We start from the raw sequence: 16,834 nt of genomic DNA, 5'->3' as shown, positions 1-16,834 counted from the left end.
CCGACAACGGCGTGCCGGTGCGCATGGCGCTGTTCGCCCTGACCCTCGGCGTCGCCGACGGCATCGAGAAGACCTTCCAGCCGGCCCGCTGGTGGCGGCCGGAGCGGATCGGCCCGGACGACGCCGCATTCTACCGGCCGGGGAAGGCATAGCCGGACGGCGCGGCCGCCACGATCCGGCCCCAGATTCGCGGCAAAAAGGGCGTGAGTTCCGGCAACCCTGTGCCTGATTGGCGCAGGAGATTTGATCATGCCCTTGGTCTCAAAGCTTTTCCGGGGTGACCCGAAGCTCGAAGCCTGCCTTGTCAGCGACCCGGCCCATGTCACTCCGGGCAGCATCGGGCCGCATGTCGGCAAGATCCAGACCGCCCTCTCCGCGGTCGGCCGGATCGCGATCAGCCCCGGCGAGAAGGCCCAGACGCTGTACGGCCCGACGACGGTCGACGCGGTCGTCGCCTTCAAGACCCAATGGCGGATCCTGCAGAGCTATCAGCAGACCCCCGACGACATCGTCGGCAAGCGGACCCTGCAGAAGCTCGACCAGCTGATGGCGGAGCGGGAGAAGCGGTCGGTGCCGCCGCCGGCCCCGCCACCCCCGATCGTCGGTGCCGCTGGCGTGCTGGTGGGCCCGCTGGGCGCCCGGCGCCGGCTGGTGGATGACTACTATCTCAATTGCGGGTTCGAGACGGTCGGGCCGGGCCAGATCACGACCAGCAGCCCCGACCACTATGCAACGTTCGAGGAGCTGATCGACATCCTGCTGCGGCGGGCGGAGCCGCAGCAGGTGATCGTCAATCACGGGAATCCGAGCCAGGGCCTGCTCATGCCCTTCGCCAGGGGCACCCAGTTCACGGCCACGGGCGGAGCGATCTTCAACCTGTCGGAGCTGGCCAATTCGGCCGAACAGGGCCCGCTCGACCCGGACAGCTTCGGGGTCCGCGACACATCGGCCTTGATGGGCGTTCCGCCGGCCACCACGATCCGCATCGTCAACAAGCTCGTGGCCTTGCGGAAGAAACGCCTGATCCTGCATTTCCGGGCCTGCAACATCGGCGGCAACCGGGGCATGGTGAGCACCTACAAGGCCGCCTTCGGCGCCGCGATGATCACCTTCCATGGCTGCCGCCTGCTCTTTGTCGAGGTCAGGCCGGCGCAGATCAAGGCGGGGCGCTCGATCGACGAGTTCCGAGGCTTCGCCAACACCGTCAGGCGCCGGATCCGGGTGTTCGATGACCCGATCGGCCTGCTCTCGCCCCTCGCCCTGCAGATCGACGACATCGACGGCCACACCCGCGTCGCCACCATCGCGGTGATCGAACAGCTGCTGGCGGGACAGGCCGGCGGCTGGGCCGAGTTCATGGTCCGGCGGTGGCGGCAGGCCAGCCCGTCCGCCTTCGTCATGCCGGTGATGTGGGAGAACGGCGAACTGACCTACCATTGCCCCCTGGAAGAGGGCTGGCGGCGGAAGCTGCAGTTCGTCTGAGGCCCGCTACTTCACCGCGCCCATCGTCAGTCCCCGGACCAGCTGGCGCGAGACGATCAGGGCGAAGACGATCACCGGCAGCACGATCAGCGTGCCGGTGGCCATGATCTGGCCCCAGGGCAGGTCGTAGCCGCTCATGAAGCTGGTCGCCGCCACCGGCGCGGTGCGGCTGGCGCTGCGCGTCAGGACAAGGGCGTAGAGCAGCTCGTTCCACGAGAAGATGAAGGAGAAGATCGCCGAGACGGCGACGCCCGGCGCCGCCAGCGGCAGGGCGATGCGCCAGAACACGGTGAAGCGCGACGCGCCGTCGATCCGCGCCGCGTCGTCCAGGTCGCGCGGGATGCCGCGGAACTGGTCGGCGCAGATCCACACCACGATCGGCAGGTTGAAGGTCAGGTACAACAGGATCAGCACCAGATGGGTGTCGATCAGGTTCAGGTTGCGGGCCAGCAGGAAGATCGGCAGCGCCAGCACGATCGGGCTGACCATGCGGTTGGTGATGAACCAGAACCACAGGTCGGACTTGCCGCGGAACTCGAACCGCGCCAGGGCGTAGGCGGCGGGCGTGCCCAGCAGGATCGCCAGCGCCGTGGTCGACACTGCGACGATGATCGAGTTCAGGAGGCTGGGGCCGACATCCTTCGGGCCCAGCACGGTGCGGTAGTGCTCCAGCGTCGGTTCGAACAGCCAGGCCGGCGGCGAGGCCAGCGCCACCGCCTGGTCCTTCAGGCTCGTCGTCACCATCCAGTAGAACGGGAAGACGCAGACCAGCGCGATCGCGATCAGCGCGATCGCATGCCAGGGCGAGACCCGGATGCGGGCCTTGGCCGGCCGAGCCTCGGCCCGCGCCGTTGCGGTCGCGGCCACCATCACTCGACCTCCTGGTACACAAGGCGGATATACATCCGCGACAGCACGATGGTGAGCACCAGCAGCAGGATCGCCTGGGCCGAGGCGACGCCCTGGTCGAAGACCCGGAAGCCGATCCGCTGGATGGTGATCGAGATCAGCTCGGTCGCCGCACCCGGCCCGCCGCGGGTCAGGGTGAAGATCATGTCGAACAGCTTCAGCGTGTCGGCCGTGCGCAGGATCAGCACGGCGGTGATGCCCGGCAGCAGGAAGGGCAGCTGGACGTGGCGCAGGATGTGGCGGAAGCGCTTGGTCTCCAGCCGCGCCGCCTCCTCGATCTCCGGCGGCACCATGGTCAGCCCGGCCAGCAGCACCAGGGCGCAGAACGGCGTCCACTGCCAGATGTCCATCAGCGCGATCGAGACGAAAGCCCAGCTGGGGTCTCCCAGCCATTCGACCGGGCCGATCCCGACCAGGCCGAGGAACCAGTTCACCACGCCGAAATCGCGGTTGAAGATCAGCCGGCCGATCAGCCCGACCACGGCATAGGTGGTGGCCATCGGGATGACGAGGCTGAGCCGGGCCAGCGTCTTCAGCAGGGACAGGCCCGGCTTGTGCAGCAGCAGGGCGACGCCGAGGCCCAGCAGCAGCTCCGCCGGCAGCACGATCACCAGGAACAGCAGGGTACGGCCGAGCGCGTCCCAGAAGGTCGGGTCGGTCAGCACCGACAGGTAGTTGCCGAGGCCGACGAAGGGTGTCCCCTCGCGCGGGATCTTCGGCAGGATCACCTGGTGCAGCGAGTTCCACAGCGCGTAGAGCGTCGGGAAGATGCCGATCGCGAACAGGGCGATCACGGCCGGGGCGAGGAACCAGACCGGGGTCCAGCGGCTGTCGAGACGGTGCGCCATGGGTCTACTCGAGATTGGTGTGCCGTGCCCGCATCGCCTCGGGCGCGACGCCGAGGCGGTCGCGCAGCCGGAGCACGACCAGCTCGAACAGCAGGAACTGCGCGCCCTCGTACAGGCTGCCCATCGGCAGCACCGAGGCGACGGCCGGGCCGGTGTCGTCGGCCATGGTCTGGGCCGGCAGCACGAAGACGGTGTCGGCCAGGGACGCGGCGCTGCCCGCGGGCTGGGCGGTGAACAGGAGGGTCCGCGCCCCGGCGTCGCGGGCGACGCGCATCAGCCCATCGATGGTGGCGAAGCCGCCCGGCCCGGCGCTGACGGCCAGCAGGTCGCCCGGACCGACCGGCGGCGCCGACATGTCGCCGACGACATGGGCGTCGAGGCCGAGATGGTAGAGGCGCATCGCCAGCGCCCGCATCATCAGCCCCTCGCGCCCGACGCCATGGCAGGCGATCCGGCGGGCGCCGGCCAGCGCGTCGAGCACCGAGTCGATCGCGCCGGGGGGAAGCCGGCGGAAGACGCCGCGGATCTCGTCCAGCGCCCCTTCCGCCAGGGTGCCCAGGCTGTCGGGCATGGGATGGTCTCCGGTCATCGAGGCAACACAAACTGAACCGTCATCCCGGACAAGCCACGGACGTGGCGCAGATCCGGGATCTCTTCGGCACTTCTCCGCACGAGATCCCGGGTCTGCGGAGCGGCACTTCGCGCCGCACCGCGCCCGGGATGACGGATCTGGGAAAGCTGAGCTTACTGCAGCTTGTCCTTCTTGCCGTCGTAGTAGCCGGCCTTCTGCAGCACGGCCTCCATGCGCTCGCCGATCTTCTGGGCGCCGGACTCCGTCGTCTCCTCGCCCAGCATGATCTTGGTGCCGAACTCGGCGACGATCTCGGAGATCGCCGGCCATTCCGGGAAGCGCGGACGGAAGGACGGCACGCCGCCCTGCCAGGACGCCACCGTCGGCTCGACGAAGGCATACTTCGCCTTGATCGCCGGGTCGTCGTAGACCGCGGTGCGGCCGGAGACGCCGCCGGCCTCGACATAGGGCTTGGCCATCGCCTCCGAGGTCACCCACTGGATGAACAGCCAGGAGGCCTTCTGCTCCGCCTCGCCGGCCTGCGACGCGACGCCCAGCGAGAAGCCGCCCAGCGCCGGCTTCAGCCCGGCCTCGCCCTTCGGCTCGGTGGCGACGCCCAGGCAGTCGCCCAATTTCGAGGTCGCCGGGTCGACCAGGGTCGAATAGAAGGAGGACCATTCGGTGATCATCGCCACCTGGCCCTGGGCCAGGGCATTGACCGATTCCGCATGGTCGTAGTCGACGATGCCCGGCGGCATGAACTTCATCAGATCCTGCCGGAACTTCAGCCCCTTCTGCGACTCCGCTGAGGTGAGATTGGACTTGAAGTCGGCATTCAGCAGCGACCCGCCGAAGGGCCACAGCACGCGCATGAAGCTGTCGGCCGACTGGGTCTCGCCGCGGCGCGACTGCAGGGCGTAGGCGTACTTGCCGTCATGGGTCAGCTTCGGCCCGTAAGTGGTCAGCAGCTCGTCCCATGTGGCCGGCGGCTTGTCGAAGCCGGCGTCCTTGAGCATGCACTTGTTGTAGAACAGCAGGCCCGAGTAGTTGTCGAAGGGCAGGCCGTACAGCTCCTTGTTCCAGGTACCGAAGCTTTCCAGCAGGATCGGGAAGAAGCCCTTCAGGTTCAGCGCCGGGTCGGCCAGGGCCGGGTCCTCGGTGAACTTCTTCAGCGGCACCAGCCAGCCGCTGTCGGCGTATTCGCCGATCCAGACGACGTCGGTCAGGACCACATCGATCTCGCCGCCGGCCGTGAAATCAAGGACTTCGCGCTCGCGGGTGTTCTCGTAGGGCAGGATCTCGTACTCGACCTTGATCCCGGTCTCCTGCTCGAACTGCGGCAGCAGCTGGATCGCGGCGCGGTAGCCCGGCCGGTCGAGGAAGATCGCCTTGATCGTGGTGCCCTTGTACGGCTCCGCTGCCTCCTTCAGGCTCCAGGCCATGGCCTGGCCGGCGGCCAGCAGCGCGGTGATCGCGGCGCCGCAGAACAACAGCTTCTTCATTGGATTCGCCTCCCTTTCCGATCTGTCATGCCCATTCGTCGGCGAAGCCTTGCCCCGTCGACGCAAAACATTTGTATCTTCATGGATACAATCGTCCAGCGGTCGCTCGGGTGTCAAGCCAAGCCGCTAGCGCCGCAGCACTGCGCGACAGGCGCCGAGGCGGGATTGCCAGCCCTCGCGCTCCAGCTCCGGCACCGATTCCTCCGATTTGGGGAAGCCGAGGCAGAGATAGCCGACCAGATGCCAGTCGGGCGGAACGTCGAGCAGCGCCGCCACCGCCTCCGGTTCCAGGATCGAGACCCAGCCGAGGCCGACACCCTCGATCCGCGCGGCCAGCCACAGCGTATGGATGGCGGTGACCGCGGAATGGTCCAGCGTCTCCGGCATGGTCTGCCGGCCGAGCCCGTGCCCCTGACCGGTCGACCGGTCGCAGAACACGGCGAGCTGAACCGGCGCCTCCTCCAGCCCCGCCAGCTTCAGCCGGCGGTAATGCGCGGCCCGCTCGCCCTCATAGCCGGAGGCGGCATCCGTGTTGCAGCGGCTGAACACGGATCGCACCGCCGCCTGCCGCACCTCGTCCTCGACCAGGACGAAGCGCCAGGGCTGGCTGTTGCCGACCGAGGGGGCGAGGCAGGCGAGGTCCAGCAGCCGGTCGAGCAGCCCGGACGGGAGCGGGTCGCGGCGGAAGCGGCGGACATCGCGGCGCCAGCGCAGCAGTTCGGCGAAGCGGTCGCGGAATCCGGGCGGGAAGTCGGGGGCGGCCACCAGGTCCTCCGGGCTGCGAGACCCCAGCTATAGACCCCCAATCAGGGTCCGGGAAAAGGGGTGTCGATGCGGCCTGTGGTCCAGTAGGCGACGAGGCCGATCCATTCATGCATGGCGATGTTCAGCACATCGACCTGCTCGACCAGATCGACCCGCGGCAGCAGCGTCGGCGGCAGGCCGCGATAGTCGACCGGCCAGGGCACCACCTTCCAGCCGGCCTTGGCGAACAGGCCCATCGCCCGCGGCATGTGGAAGGCGCTTGTCACCACCACCCAGTTCTGGCCGCCCTGGGGCTGCACCATCTGCTTCAGCAGCAGCACGTTCTCGTCGGTGTTGCGGGCCTGGCTCTCGAGCACCAGCCGCCGCTCGGGCACCCCGGCCATCAGCATGACGTCGCGGAAGATGTCCGATTGCGGCGGGATGCCGTTCCACGCATCGCCGAGCCCGCCGGAGAACACGATCTGCGCCTCCGGGAACCGGCGGGCGAGGTCGAGCGCGGCGAACAGCCGCTCGCCGGCGCCGTTCAGCACCGGCTCGCCCCGGGCCCCGGACAGGACGTTCTGCTCGGCCCCGCCCAGCACGATGATCCCGTCCACCGTGGCCGGCAGTTGCTGCGGCTTGGCGAAGCGGTTCTCCAGCGGCAGAAGCATCAGGTCGCCCACCGGCAGCATGCAGGCCGCGGTGAAGGCCAGGGTCAGCGCGATCACCAGCCGCCGGGCCAGTCGGCGGGAGCGGTAGAGGAATCCGGCCGTGGCCAGCAGCAGCGCCAGCAGCACGAGGCCGAGCGGCTGGACGAAGAACCAGATCAGCTTCGACAGGAAGAAGAACACCGCTCACCCACCCGGCGCGACCGCCGAGCAATGGCGGATCGCGGCCGAAGATGCAACCCGCGGGCCATGCGCGCGGGTTGAAGCGGAGACGCGGCAATCGCACATGGGCTAGGCTATACGTCCCAGGTGCTTGGAGTCCGCCGCCCGTTCATGGAGCTATTTCCCACCGACCTTCTCGATCGGGCCGGCGAGCTGTTCGACCGTCGCATCCGCCTCGGCGTCACCGGGCTGAGCCGCGCCGGCAAATCCGTCTTCATCGCCGCGCTGGTGCACGGGCTGACCGACCCGCGGCGCTTCGGGCTGCTCGACGCCGTGGCCGAGGACCGCCTGCGCGCCGCGGTGCTGCGGCCGCAGCCGCATCTGGAACTGCCGCGCTTCCCCTATGAGGAGGCGGTGGCGCGGCTGACCGGCGCGGGCGGGCACCCGGACTGGCCGGCCGGCACCCGCAACATCGCCGAGCTGCGCCTGTCGCTGCGCTTCGCGCCCAAGGGGGGCCTGCGCAGCCTGCTGGGCGACCAGGTGCTGCATCTCGACATCTTCGATTATCCCGGCGAGTGGCTGATCGACCTGCCGCTGCTGGAGCGCGACTATGCCGGCTGGGCGGAGGAGACGCTGGCCCTGGCCGCGACCGGCGTCCGCGCGCCGCTGTCCCAGCCCTGGCGCGACTTCATTGCCAAGCTCGACCCCGCCGGGCCGGCGAAGGAGACCGACGCGATCGAGGCGGCGCGGCTCTACACCGACTATCTGCGCGGCTGCCGCACCCATGCGATCCCGCTGAGCCGGCTGCAGCCCGGCCGCTTCCTGCTGCCGGGCGATCTGGAGGGGTCCCCCGCCCTCACCTTCTGCCCGCTGCCGCGGCCGCGCGAGACACCGCGCGGGTCGCTGTGGCGGCTGATGGAGGAGCGGTTCGAGGCCTACAAGGCCAAGGTCATCCGCCCCTTCTTCAACGACCATTTCAGCCGGCTGGACCGCCAGATCGTGCTGGTCGACCTGCTGGCCCATCTCGCCGCCGGGCCGGAGAGCCTGGAGGATCTGGGCCGGGCCATGGACGACATACTGACCTGCTTCAAGACCGGCGGCATCAACTGGCTGTGGCCGTTCGAAAGCCGGATCCGCAAGGTCCTGTTCGCCGCCACCAAGGCCGACCACCTGCCGCGCGAGGGGCATGAGCCGCTGGTCGGGCTGATGGACGAGCTGCTGCGGCAGAGCGTGCGGCGCACCGCCTTCCAGGGCGCCACCGCCCGGTCGATGGCGATCGCCTCGCTGCGCGCCACCCGGGAGGTCGACGTCAAGCATGAGGGCGAGACGCTGCGCTGCGTCGCCGGGGTGATCGAGCCGGGCGGCAAGCCGGTCGCGGCCTATCCCGGCGCGCTGCCGCGCAGCCTGCGCGAGGCCCGCGGCGGCGGCCGGTTCGGCGCCCAGCGCTTCCTGCCGCCGGCCGATCTCGGCGCCGACGGCCAGCCCTGGCCGCATATCCGGCTGGACGGGGCGCTGCAGTTCCTGATCGGAGACGATTTGGCATGAGCCGGCCCCCGCTGATCCTCGACCAGCCGCCGGAGCCGGAGCGCGGGACCGGCCGAGCGCCAGCCGTCTTCGCGCTCGACCAGGCCGAGGCGGTGCCGGTGGAGGATGCGCCGGTGCCGGCCGCGCCCGACGCGGTCGACCCCGGCCTGCGCCGCCGCCGCAGCCCCGGCAGCGTCGCCCTGCGCTTCGCCTTCGGCGCGCTGGTCGGGCTGGTCGGCCTCGGCATCGGCCTGTGGGTCGAACGGCTGGTCACCGACCTGCTGAGCCAGGGCGGGCCGCTGCAGGCGGTGACGCTGGCGCTGCTGGCCGTGGCCGGGGCCGGAATTGTCGTCTGGGCGGGGTGGGAGCTGCTGGCGCTGCGCCGGCTGGGCCGGGTCGAGGAGATCCGCAGCCTTGGCCGGGCGGCGGCGGGCGGCGACGCGGCGGCCGCCGACGCCGTGATCGCCCGCTTCCGCCGGCTGCACGGCGACGGCCCGGCCGCCGACGGCCTGGCCCGGCTGGAGCGCGAGCGCGACGAGCTGCGCGACCCGGCGGAGCTGATCGCGCTCTTGGAGCTGCACGCCCAGCGCCCGATCGACGCCGCCTGCCGCTCCGCCATCGCCGCCACGGCGCGGCGCACGGCGCTGATCACCACGGTCACCCCCTTCGCCATCGTCGACATGGTGGCGTCGGGCGCGCTGAACCTGCGGATGATCCGCCGCATCGCCGAGATCCAGGGCTTCCGCCCCGGCCTGTTCGCGACCTTGTCGCTGATCCGCCGGGTGGCGACGACGCTGCTGATCGCCGGCGGCATCGAGGCCGCCAACGACTATCTCGGCGACTTCCTGGGCGCCGGCCTGCTGCGTGCCTTCGGCCGCCGCGCCGGCGAGGGCGCGATCAACGGCATCCTCAGCGTCCGCATCGGCGTCGCCGCGATGAAGGTGTGCCGCCCCCTGCCCTATCTGCGCGACACCCCGCCCGGCACGATGAGCCTGGCCAAGGCGATCTTCAGGGCGGAGGCGGCGCCGAAGGGGAAGGATTGAGACCAGCTTTCAGAAACCGGCCATGGCTGTCATCCGATCAGCTGGATGTCGTTGTCCTGGCACCAGTTCCGAAGGGCCTCCTCGGTGGCGCGCTCTTCATAGTCGTACCATCGCGGCAACGCACCCCGCGATTGCAGCAATCGTCTGAAGCCCGCATACGCGCCCTTCCGCCGGAACAGATCTCTCACAGCGTTATAGTCCCCGGGGAGCTCCTGCTCGGCGAAGAGCAGCACCAGCGTCCGGCCAAGACCGAGTTCGGCCTTACGCGGCACGGCGATGTAGCGGTCGGAGGTTTCGACGTCGTCCGGAACCTCGTCTTCCTCCATCACGTCACCATCCACCGATCGCAGGTAGATTTTCCCGGTATCGAGCGAGATGTAAGCCTCCGCCCCGAGGGCTTCGCCGAGGTTGGCAAACTCGAAGGCATCTCGCATTTCCGCGCGATCCACCGTGACCACCGGCGTCTGTGCCATCGGATCACCTCCTCACCCTCTCATGGTTTGGCTTGGCCTAGCCGCGTCATGGATATGGAAGGTGGACGGATTCCGGGAAAGCCCGCGCGAGCCGGGTTGGCGATGCGGCCCTGCGGTCTCGTCAGCCTGGTAGGTTGGGTTCGCCGTGGGCGAACCCAACCTACGATTCCGCCTCAGTTCTGCTTCATCCCGGCGACCAGGGATGAAATGTTATACTGAAACATCTTCGCATACGTCGAAGCCGGCCCGTCGGCCGTGGAGAGGGCCTCGGCATAGAGCTCGCCGCCCATCTGCGCGCCGGCCGCCTTGGCCACCTGCTGCACCAGCCGGGGGTCGGTCGCGTTCTCGATGAACACCGCCTTGATGTGCTCGCGCTTGATCTGGTCGATCAGCTTGGCGATGTCGCCGGCCGAAGCTTCGCTCTCGGTCGAGAAGCCGACCGGTGCGTGGAACTCGATGCCGTAGGCGGCGCCGAGATAGCCGAAGGCGTCGTGGCTGGTGATGACCTTGCGCTTGCCGGCCGGGATGGTCGCCACCTCGCGCCGAGCCCAGGCGTCGAGATCCTTCAGCTGCGCCTCGTATTTGGCGCCGTTGGCCTGATAAGCCGCGGCATGGGCCGGGTCGGCGGCGGCCAGCGCCTTGGCGATGTTGGCGGCGTAGATCGCGCCGTTCGCGGCGCTGTTCCAGGCATGGGGGTCGGTGATCTCCTGCCCGTCCTCGTCCATCTTCCGGGTGGTCACGCCCTCGGTGGCGACGACGATGGCGGCCTTGCTGCCGGAGGCGGCGACCAGCCGGTCCATCCAGCCTTCCAGCTCCAGCCCGTTGACGACGACGAGGCCGGCCTTGGTCACCGCCTGGGCGTCCTGCGGTGTCGGCTCGTAGACATGGGCGTCGCCATTGGGGCCGACCAGGCTGCGGACCTCGACATTGTCGCCGCCGACCTGCTTCGCGATGTCGGCGAGGACGGTGATGCTGGCGACCACCTGCAGCTTTTCCGCCGCCGCGGCGGGCAGCGACAGGACAGCAAGGGACAGGCCGATCAGGCCGGCACGGAACGGGTTCCTCATGCGTAAGGCTCCGGTTGCGGGAGGCTCAGTGCGCGAAATGCGCGGTGGGCAGGTATCGGGCCCGCAGGCTGTCATGCGTCCCGAAGATCAGCGACAGCAGGTAGAAGCCGCCGGCGGTCAGCACGATGCTGGGGCCGGAGGGCAGGCTGCCGTGATAGGAGACCAGGAGGCCGGAATAGCCGGATAGCAGCGCGAGGCCGGCGGCCCAGGCGAACAGCGACCACAACGACCGGCTCCAGAACCGCGCCGCCGCCGCCGGCAGCATCATCAGGCCGACCACCATCAGCGTGCCGAGCGCCTGGAAGCCGCCGACCAGGTTCAGCACCACCAGCATCAGGAAGGCGAAGTGCACCATCGCGCCGACGCCGCCGACCATGCGCAGATAGCCGGGGTCGAAGCATTCGACCACCAGCGGCCGGTACAGCAAGGCCAGGGCGATCAGCGTCACCGTGGCGATGCCGGCCATCAGCAGCAGCGCCGCGTCGTCGACCGCGAGGATGGTGCCGAACAGCACATGCATCAGGTCGACATTGCTGCCGCGGGTCGACACGATCAGCACGCCTGCGGCCAGGGCGATCAGGTAGAAGGCGGCGAAGGAGGCATCCTCGCGCAGCGCCGTGACCCGGGTGACCGCGCCCGCCAGCAGCGCGACGGCCAGGCCGGCGATCAGCCCGCCCAGCCCCATCGACCACAGCGACAGGCCGGACACCAGGAAGCCGACCGCGGCGCCGGGCAGCACCGCATGCGACATGGCATCGCCGACCAGGCTCATCCGCCGCAGCACCAGCAGCACGCCGACCGGGCCGCAGCCCAGCGACAGCGCCAGGCACGCCACCAGCGCCCGCTGCATGAAGGCGTAGTCGAGGAAGGGCGTGACCAGGAAATCCCACACCGCCGTCACGCCGCGCTCCGCCGGCAAGGTTCAGCGCGATCGTGCCAGGCTTCGGCCATGGCGCGGGCGCGCAGCAGATTCTCGGCGCACAGCACGTCGCCGGTCGGGCCCCAGCCGATCGGGTCGCGGGCCAGCAGCAGCGTGTCCGGGCAGACCTCGCGCACCTGGTCCAGGTCGTGCAGCACGGTGATGACGGTGCGGCCCTCGCCATGCCAGCGCCGGACCACGTCGACCAGGTCGCGCGTGGTCTTGCTGTCGAGCGCAGTGAACGGCTCGTCCAGCATGATCACCCGCCCGTCCTGCAGCAGCAGCCGGGCGAACAGCACGCGCTGGAACTGGCCGGCGGAGAGGCTGCCGATCGGCCGTGCCTCGAAGCCGCCGAGGCCCACCGCCTCCAGCGCCTCCTCCGCCCGGCGGCGCAGGTCCTTCGAGACACCGCCGAAGATCCCGGTCTTGGCCCAGCCGCCGAGCAGCACGGTGTCGGCGACCGAGATCGGGAAGCTCCTATCGATCTCCGCCTGCTGCGGCAGATAGGCGATGTCGCGCCGGCGCAGGCCGCTGAGATCGACATGGCCGGAGAGCGGCGGCAGCAGGCCGGCGATGGTCTTCAGCAGGGTCGACTTGCCGGCGCCGTTCGGGCCGACGATGGCGGTCAGCGTCCCCGGCTCGAAGCTGCCATCGACATGATGCACCGCCGGGTGCCGCTCATAGCCGGCGGTCAGGTTGGCGAGGCGGATGCGGCCGACGCTCATGGCGTGGCTCCGAACCAGCCCATGGCCCAGGCCACGGCGACCCACAGCACCGCGATCAGCGCGAAGGCGACGAGCAGCCGGGCTCCGACCGGCGCGGCCAGGGCTGACGGCCCGATCTCCCCGGCCCGGCGGGCGGCATGGTGGTGGTGCGACACGGTCATGGATCAGCCGATGGAGGAAACGGTCCGGCACCATAGCGCCCGGCGGGCATGGCACCATTGACGTTAATGTATAACATCTTTGCAAGATCGGAAAGCGCCGGCCGGGTGGATATCGACCAAGGGAGGATCGATCAGTCGGCCGGCTTGCCCGGCAGGTCCTCGAGATGATGGATCCAGGGCACCGCCGAGCGGCACCACACCTGGAGCTTCGGCACCAGCCGGTCGCGCTGGCGGATGCTGCCCCAGCGGATGCCCCAGATTTCGGCATCGGTGCCCTCGCCCGTGACGAACAGCGGCGAGCCGCATTCCGGGCAGAAGGACTGCAGCCGGCGGCGGCCGCTGTCGCCGACCTTCACATAGACCTTCGGCTCATGCGCGGTCAGCCGGATGCGGTCGCGCGCGGCCATCACGGTGACCCGGAAGGGCGAGCCGGTCAGCGCCTGGCAATCGGTGCAGTGGCAGATCCCCACCCGTTCCGGGTCGATCTCCGCCTCATAGGCGACATGGCCGCAATGGCACTGCCCGTCGATCTTCATCATGCGCGCCCCGCTTCTCATCCGAACCGGGCGGCAGCCTAGCCCATCGCCGGCCGGGCCGCAGCCGGCGCAGCACCAGATGCTTCAGCGCCGGCGGGATATGGCCCGGCGACGGCCAGTCCACCGAAAGGCCTAGCGCCGCGCATTCGGCCGCGATCTGGCGCCCATTCTCGTAGCGGATCTGGCCGAGACGCGGCATGGCATCGACGCGGCGATGGTCGAAAGGCCGGCCGGACTGCGCCTCGCGGAAGCCGTGATGGAAGTCGGGATGGCTCAGCACCCGCCGCGCCTCCGGCCAGTGCCGGGCCCGGCGGGTGGCGACGTCGGACGGGTCGCTCACGGTTGCAGGTCGACCAGCGTCGCCCGGCCGCCGGCATCGGCCGCCGCCAGCCAGCGCCCGTCGGGCGAGAAGGTCAGGGCCTCGACCGCGGCGCCATTGGGCCGCAGCACCGGGACATAGCCGCTGCCGTCGAGCGGTATCAGTGCCACGAAGCCGTCCTTGGCGCCGGCGGCCGCGACCGGCAGAAGCGGATGCGCGGCGACCCGGGTGATCGGCACGCCGCGGGCCCAGCCGCTTTCGCTGGCGGTGCCGCCCATCGGGCCGTCGCGGCCGGTGAAGCGCCAGGACACCACGCCTTCGGAGCCGGAGGTCAGCAGCGCCCGGCCGCCATCGGCCCAGGCCAGCGACCGCGGCTTGGCCGGATAGCCCGGCATCTGCATGTGCACGCCGTCCGACAGGCGCCAAGCGTGCAGCGCCTTCTCCTGCATCGCCGACACGACGAAGCGCGAGCGCGGATGCCAGAGCACCGCGAGATGCGCGCCCTGCCAGCCATGGAGCTTCGCCGCCCAAGCCCGCTGGCGCGGCGACCAGATGGTGACGCCGCCGTAATGCGCCGCGGCGATGCGCCGGCCGCGCGGGTCGAAGGCGGCGCCGTCCAGCCCGGCCGGGCCCTGCAGACGGGTGACCGGCGTTCCGTCCGCGTCGAACACCAGCACCTCGCTGCCGGTTACAGCCAGGCGCCGCCCGGTGACGGGAGCGGCATCGACCGCGCTGATCCAGCGGCCCGGCACGGCGGCGATCTCGATCACCGCTCGGTCCGGCGCGACCCGCAGCAGCCGGCCGTCATCGCCGCCGCTGAGGAACCCGCCGGCCCCGTCCGGCGCCAGTGCCAGCACAGCGCCGCGATGGGCCTGCACGGCGACCGCCTGCGGCTCGCCGGGCGACGCCAGGCGGATGGTGCCATCGCCGAGGCCGAAGGCCAGGTGACCGGCGGCATCGAACGCCGCCGCGACCACCGGCGCCGGCCAGGTCCAGATCGTGCCCTTCTCCTCCGCCAGGGCCTTCGGCGGCAGCAGCAGGCTCATGCCGCGGCGCAGCCCTCGAAGCCGGCGCGCAGCACCGCGGCGTCGAGGTTGCGGCCGATCAGCACCAGCCGGCTCTCGCGCGACTGGCCGGGCCGCCAGGCCGGGGCGAAATCGCCCTCCTGCAGCATGTGCACGCCCTGGAACACGAAGGGCCGGTCCTCGCCGGCGAAGGCAAGAATGCCCTTGCTGCGAAGGATGTCGGCCCCGCGGATCGCCAGCAGCATGCCGATCCAGTCGACGAAGCGGCGGCCGTCCAGCGGCCGGTCGATCCGGAAGGAGACGCTGCCGACGCCCTCGTCGTGATGGTGATGGTGGCCGTGGCCATCGAGCAGGTCGGGCTCCAGCGCCAGCAGCCGGTCAAGGTCGAAGGCGCCGTCCAGCACCATGCCGAGATCGGCGTCGCAGCGTCGCGTGCGGACCAGCCGCGCCACCGGGTTGATGGCGCGCAGCCGCGCCTCCACCGTCGCCAGCCCGGCCTCATCCGCCAGGTCGGTCTTGTTGACCAGGATGGTGTCGGCGAAGGCCACCTGCTCCTCCGCCTCGTCGCTGTCGCCCAGCCGCGCCTCGATGTTGCGGGCGTCGACCACGGTGACGATCGAGTCCAGCGCGGTGCGCTCGCGCACCTCGTCATCGACCAGGAAGGTCTGCGCCACCGGCGCCGGGTCGGCCAGCCCCGTGGTCTCGACCAGGATCCGGTCGAAGCCGCCGGCCCGCTTCATCAGCCCGCCGATGATCCGGATCAGGTCGCCGCGGACGGAGCAGCACAGGCAGCCATTGTTCAGCGCGAACACCTCCTCGTCGACGCCGACCACCAGGTCGCCGTCGATGCCGATCTCGCCGAACTCGTTGACGATCACGGCATAGCGCCGGCCATGCGCCTCCGACAGGATGCGGTTCAGCAGCGTGGTCTTGCCGGCGCCGAGCGTGCCGGTCAGCAGGGTCACGGGGATGCGGGGCATGGGAAGGCCTCGGGCTTCGGGGGCTAATTGTTAATATATAACATATAAAGAAGACGCAAGCCTGTCGCCCGATGGCCGCCAGGATGCTATGGACGAACCAGCATCCGGCCGCCCATCCGGCATCACGCCCCAGAATCGCCCAGATTCTCCGCGAGGGACGATGCCGGGCGGCCGACCGGCCGTCCCGTCACCCGAGGACCGACATGCCCGTTCCCGCCCCGTCCCGCCGCGCCTTCCTGCATGTCTGCGCCGCCGGCCTGTCCCTGGCCCTGATTCGGCCGGCGCTGGCCCAGGATGCGGAGACGCCGCCGCCGCTAGGCTTCCGCGAACTGGCCGACGGCATCTGGCTGCACACCAGCTGGCGGAAGGGCGACCAGGGCTGGATCCCGTCCAACGGCCTGGCGCTGATCGGGCCCGAGGAGGCGCTGCTCATCGACGCCGCCTGGACGCCGGCGCAGACCGTGGCGCTGCTGGAGCGGGTGGCGCAGGCCGCGCCGAACCGGCCGGTCAACCTGGTGGTGACGCATGCGCATGACGACCGGCTGGCAGGGCTGGCGGCGGTGCATGCCCGCGGCGGCTGGTCGCTGGGCCGCGACGAGACGGTGAAGGAGGCGGCCGGCGCCGCCACCATCCAGCGCAGCTGGAGCGGCGAGTCGACCGCCATCACCGGCGGCGGCCGCACGGTCGAGCTGTTCTATCCCGGCCCGGCGGATACCCGCGACAACACCGTCGCCTTCCTGCCGGACAGCGCGGTGCTGTTCGGCGGCTGCATGATCCGGGGGGCCGAGCAGGCGAACCTCGCCGGCACCCCCGACTCCGATGTCTGCCGCTGGCCGCAATCGGTCGAGGCGGTGATCGCCCGCTACGGCAAGGCGGCGAAGACCGTGGTGCCGGACCAGGGCGAGCCCGGCGATGCCGGGCTGCTGACCCGCACCTACCAGATGGCCAAGGCCGAAGCAGCGAAGAGCTGCAGCCCGGCGGGGTGAGGCCCGCTCCGACAAAGGCATCGGATGTGTTTGTTGCCTCTCCCGCTTGCGGGAGAGGTCGGAGACGGGTCCGAACCGGTTAGATAGTGGACAGAATGGACCGGATACATCGTTGACAGGTTTCCTGGACGGCAAAGGGGGGCTTTGCCGATGCCGTTCCAGGAGACGCGAGCGTTGGACGAGGCGGTTC

19 protein-coding genes are annotated in these 16,834 nt (G+C 70.2%); 4 read left to right on the top strand and 15 right to left on the bottom strand.

The genetic code is table 11. The annotated features are described in order from the left end of the window. The first annotated feature begins 249 nt into the window (after positions 1 to 249). Complete coding sequence (locus ABDW35_RS15400) at positions 250 to 1,482, top strand: peptidoglycan-binding domain-containing protein (RefSeq protein ID WP_343714760.1); 1,233 nt, start codon at positions 250 to 252, stop codon at positions 1,480 to 1,482. A 6-nt stretch (positions 1,483 to 1,488) separates the two neighbouring features. On the opposite strand, the gene ABDW35_RS15395 is transcribed toward ABDW35_RS15400, so the two are convergent. From ABDW35_RS15395 to ABDW35_RS15370, 6 genes are all read right to left on the bottom strand, one after another. After that, positions 1,489 to 2,352, bottom strand: a complete 864-nt coding sequence (locus tag ABDW35_RS15395; RefSeq protein WP_343714759.1) for a carbohydrate ABC transporter permease — start codon at positions 2,350 to 2,352, stop codon at positions 1,489 to 1,491. After that, positions 2,352 to 3,239, bottom strand: coding sequence for a sugar ABC transporter permease (locus tag ABDW35_RS15390; protein ID WP_343714758.1), 888 nt, complete (start codon positions 3,237 to 3,239; stop codon positions 2,352 to 2,354). Before ABDW35_RS15390 ends, ABDW35_RS15395 begins: the two co-directional genes overlap by 1 nt. A 4-nt stretch (positions 3,240 to 3,243) precedes the next feature. Further along, positions 3,244 to 3,810 carry an SIS domain-containing protein gene (locus ABDW35_RS15385; protein WP_343714757.1) on the bottom strand — a complete coding sequence of 189 codons (567 nt, stop codon included), beginning with the start codon at positions 3,808 to 3,810 and terminating at the stop codon, positions 3,244 to 3,246. A 173-nt stretch (positions 3,811 to 3,983) separates the two neighbouring features. Continuing rightward, positions 3,984 to 5,312: a sugar ABC transporter substrate-binding protein gene (locus ABDW35_RS15380; protein WP_343714756.1), complete on the bottom strand. Its 1,329-nt coding sequence runs from the start codon at positions 5,310 to 5,312 to the stop codon at positions 3,984 to 3,986. A 126-nt stretch (positions 5,313 to 5,438) separates the two neighbouring features. Further along, complete coding sequence (bluB, locus tag ABDW35_RS15375) at positions 5,439 to 6,077, bottom strand: 5,6-dimethylbenzimidazole synthase (RefSeq protein ID WP_343714755.1); 639 nt, start codon at positions 6,075 to 6,077, stop codon at positions 5,439 to 5,441. Between the two features lie 41 nt (positions 6,078 to 6,118). After that, complete coding sequence (locus ABDW35_RS15370) at positions 6,119 to 6,907, bottom strand: YdcF family protein (RefSeq protein ID WP_343714754.1); 789 nt, start codon at positions 6,905 to 6,907, stop codon at positions 6,119 to 6,121. Between the two features lie 150 nt (positions 6,908 to 7,057). Between ABDW35_RS15370 and ABDW35_RS15365 the strand changes: the two genes are divergently transcribed. Next, positions 7,058 to 8,431: a YcjX family protein gene (locus ABDW35_RS15365; RefSeq protein ID WP_343714753.1), complete on the top strand. Its 1,374-nt coding sequence runs from the start codon at positions 7,058 to 7,060 to the stop codon at positions 8,429 to 8,431. Beyond that, complete coding sequence (locus ABDW35_RS15360; protein WP_343714752.1) at positions 8,428 to 9,453, top strand: TIGR01620 family protein; 1,026 nt, start codon at positions 8,428 to 8,430, stop codon at positions 9,451 to 9,453. Before ABDW35_RS15365 ends, ABDW35_RS15360 begins: the two co-directional genes overlap by 4 nt. A 29-nt stretch (positions 9,454 to 9,482) precedes the next feature. Here the strand turns inward: ABDW35_RS15360 and ABDW35_RS15355 are convergent, their stop codons facing one another. The 9 genes from ABDW35_RS15355 to ABDW35_RS15315 all read right to left on the bottom strand — a co-directional run bounded on the left by ABDW35_RS15355 (position 9,483) and on the right by ABDW35_RS15315 (position 15,658). Next, entirely contained in the window at positions 9,483 to 9,926 is a 444-nt protein-coding gene (locus tag ABDW35_RS15355) for a hypothetical protein (protein WP_343714751.1), read from the bottom strand. Between the two features lie 173 nt (positions 9,927 to 10,099). Then, positions 10,100 to 10,993 carry a zinc ABC transporter substrate-binding protein gene (locus ABDW35_RS15350; protein ID WP_343714750.1) on the bottom strand — a complete coding sequence of 298 codons (894 nt, stop codon included), beginning with the start codon at positions 10,991 to 10,993 and terminating at the stop codon, positions 10,100 to 10,102. A 25-nt stretch (positions 10,994 to 11,018) separates the two neighbouring features. Next, positions 11,019 to 11,843, bottom strand: a complete 825-nt coding sequence (locus ABDW35_RS15345; protein WP_088152281.1) for a metal ABC transporter permease — start codon at positions 11,841 to 11,843, stop codon at positions 11,019 to 11,021. 47 nt (positions 11,844 to 11,890) lie between these two features. Continuing rightward, positions 11,891 to 12,637 (bottom strand): ABC transporter ATP-binding protein, encoded by a 747-nt coding sequence (locus tag ABDW35_RS15340; protein WP_343714749.1) that lies wholly within the window; start codon positions 12,635 to 12,637, stop codon positions 11,891 to 11,893. Beyond that, on the bottom strand, positions 12,634 to 12,798 hold the full coding sequence (locus ABDW35_RS15335) for a hypothetical protein (protein WP_343714748.1): 165 nt from the start codon (positions 12,796 to 12,798) through the stop codon (positions 12,634 to 12,636). The genes ABDW35_RS15340 and ABDW35_RS15335 overlap by 4 nt, the downstream gene beginning before the upstream one ends. Before the next feature lie 131 nt (positions 12,799 to 12,929). After that, positions 12,930 to 13,337 (bottom strand): GFA family protein, encoded by a 408-nt coding sequence (locus ABDW35_RS15330; RefSeq protein WP_343714747.1) that lies wholly within the window; start codon positions 13,335 to 13,337, stop codon positions 12,930 to 12,932. Continuing rightward, positions 13,291 to 13,674, bottom strand: coding sequence for a hypothetical protein (locus ABDW35_RS15325; protein ID WP_343714746.1), 384 nt, complete (start codon positions 13,672 to 13,674; stop codon positions 13,291 to 13,293). The genes ABDW35_RS15330 and ABDW35_RS15325 overlap by 47 nt, the downstream gene beginning before the upstream one ends. Further along, the gene (locus tag ABDW35_RS15320) at positions 13,671 to 14,699 is read right to left on the bottom strand and encodes a WD40 repeat domain-containing protein (RefSeq protein WP_343714745.1); all 1,029 of its coding nucleotides are present in this window, start codon (positions 14,697 to 14,699) and stop codon (positions 13,671 to 13,673) included. Before ABDW35_RS15320 ends, ABDW35_RS15325 begins: the two co-directional genes overlap by 4 nt. Continuing rightward, positions 14,696 to 15,658, bottom strand: coding sequence for a GTP-binding protein (locus tag ABDW35_RS15315; RefSeq protein WP_343714744.1), 963 nt, complete (start codon positions 15,656 to 15,658; stop codon positions 14,696 to 14,698). The genes ABDW35_RS15320 and ABDW35_RS15315 overlap by 4 nt, the downstream gene beginning before the upstream one ends. Positions 15,659 to 15,861: 203 nt before the next feature. Here ABDW35_RS15315 and ABDW35_RS15310 point away from each other — a divergent pair, with 203 nt between their 5' ends. After that, entirely contained in the window at positions 15,862 to 16,644 is a 783-nt protein-coding gene (locus ABDW35_RS15310) for an MBL fold metallo-hydrolase (RefSeq protein ID WP_343714743.1), read from the top strand. Positions 16,645 to 16,834 lie beyond the last annotated feature (190 nt).

The organism is Inquilinus sp., from assembly GCF_039594555.1.
Classification (GTDB): domain Bacteria; phylum Pseudomonadota; class Alphaproteobacteria; order DSM-16000; family Inquilinaceae; genus Inquilinus.
This window is presented reverse-complemented; position numbering and strand designations above follow the sequence as displayed.